Origin of the sequence: Bartonella sp. MU70NMGDW (genome assembly GCF_042194085.1) — a bacterium.
GTDB lineage: Bacteria > Pseudomonadota > Alphaproteobacteria > Rhizobiales > Rhizobiaceae > Bartonella > Bartonella grahamii.
In genome coordinates, this window is sequence record NZ_JBHIMK010000283.1 from 1 (window position 1) to 1,482 (window position 1,482).

A 1,482-nucleotide genomic window follows, 5' to 3' on the forward strand; every position below is an offset into this window, starting at 1 on the left:
CAACACACATTGGCTTAGTGATGACAGCTTTCATCATTGCTCCTTTTGAGTCATAATTAATGACATCATTAGTCAAAAATTGATTTTTATTCTGTGAAAAATTGATTAGCCAGAATTACCCAGAAAACGGGGCTTTCTAGCCACGTTTCAAGTTCATATTTTACTGAATTTTTGAGGATATTTTTGAATTTTAGACACAATACGACTAGTGCAGTGGCGCCATTAAATATTATTTTTTACACTATGTCAACAAAAAAATCATGATCTTGTATTTTTTTTATTTTTTTACCTAAATATGGTGTTTTAAAAGATATTCTTTATTTTCCTTTAACACAACATTTATGTTGTATTGAAACATTTTAGATGTTATATTATTATAATGAATAGTCAAGAATTGAAAAGATATCTTATAAAGCATGGTTGCAGTTTTACTTCAGGGAAGGGAGGGCATTTGCTTGTAAAGCGTGGTTCTAAAAAGTCCGTTTTACCTATGCATGGTACGCGAAAAGAATTAGGAACAGGATTAGTCCAGAAGATTCTTAAAGATCTTGACCTAAAATAAGCCTGAATATGGAGGTGTAAATGAAATATGCAATCAAATTTATCAAAGATGACAATGATACTCTTCTAGTCGTCTCTAAAGACTTTCAGGAATTTATTACCTATGGTAACGATGAAAAAGAGGCTTTGGAACAGGCTAAAAATGCACTTTTAACAGTCATTATGGGGCGTTTTCAAGATCGTGAACCTATTCCCTTTGGACATCGTGATATTGCCTATCCTTTTGTTGAAGTATCTTCATTGGTGACTTTAAAAATTGCAATACATAACGCTATGATTGAAAAAAACTTACGCAAAGCTGATCTCGTACGTCTTTTAAAACTTCATCCAACACAAATTGACCGATTGTTGGATTTAAACCACGCAACCAAATTAGATGCCTTGGAATCCACTCTCATTGCTCTTGGAAAAGAGGTTGCCATTAATATCCAAGACGCCGCTTGAAAACTACCGGTTTTGCGTAAAATGTTTATAAAGCGCATTAAGAGCAATGCGCAATGAAAGCACAAGGTGTGGTAGTGATTGATCTTCTATAACAAGATACTGTAATGCGGCATGAAGGTTATATTGACGGTGTAAACATTGGGCTTCTTGAACAACATCTTTTACAGCTAAAAGATGTTCTGTTGCCTTCTGTACCCATTTCTCTCTTGCTCCGTTATCAGAAGTTGTAGGCATTTCATCATAAATTGCATTAGGCAATGCTTTTGCACATAGGTAATTGTTTCTCACTTCAAGATATTTTTGTGCAGCATCATATTGGTCTTGATTAATCACACCTTGCAAATAAAGCCGCCCGATATAGGTACCGGAAAGCGGATTTTTAGCCTCTTCTATGGTCAAGCAGAAGCGTTTGGCACGCATTTCAATTGCCAATTTATCCATGGGTTCATGCGGTGTTTTTGCTCGTGAGATGCGTCC

At 35.4% G+C, this 1,482-nt stretch carries 3 protein-coding genes; 2 read left to right on the top strand and 1 reads right to left on the bottom strand.

Annotation, left to right across the window (positions count from 1 at the left end; all coding sequences use genetic code 11):
• The first annotated feature begins 379 nt into the window (after positions 1-379).
• Together ACFIKE_RS10470 and ACFIKE_RS10475 are read left to right on the top strand one after the other, a co-directional pair.
• Positions 380-562, top strand: coding sequence for a type II toxin-antitoxin system HicA family toxin (locus tag ACFIKE_RS10470; RefSeq protein ID WP_006589116.1), 183 nt, complete (start codon positions 380-382; stop codon positions 560-562).
• 20 nt (positions 563-582) lie between these two features.
• Positions 583-1,005, top strand: a complete 423-nt coding sequence (locus tag ACFIKE_RS10475; protein ID WP_375649820.1) for a type II toxin-antitoxin system HicB family antitoxin — start codon at positions 583-585, stop codon at positions 1,003-1,005.
• A 3-nt stretch (positions 1,006-1,008) separates the two neighbouring features.
• Here the strand turns inward: ACFIKE_RS10475 and ACFIKE_RS10480 are convergent.
• Positions 1,009-1,482: hypothetical protein (locus ACFIKE_RS10480; RefSeq protein ID WP_375649822.1), on the bottom strand; the 474-nt coding region annotated here is incomplete at its 5' end.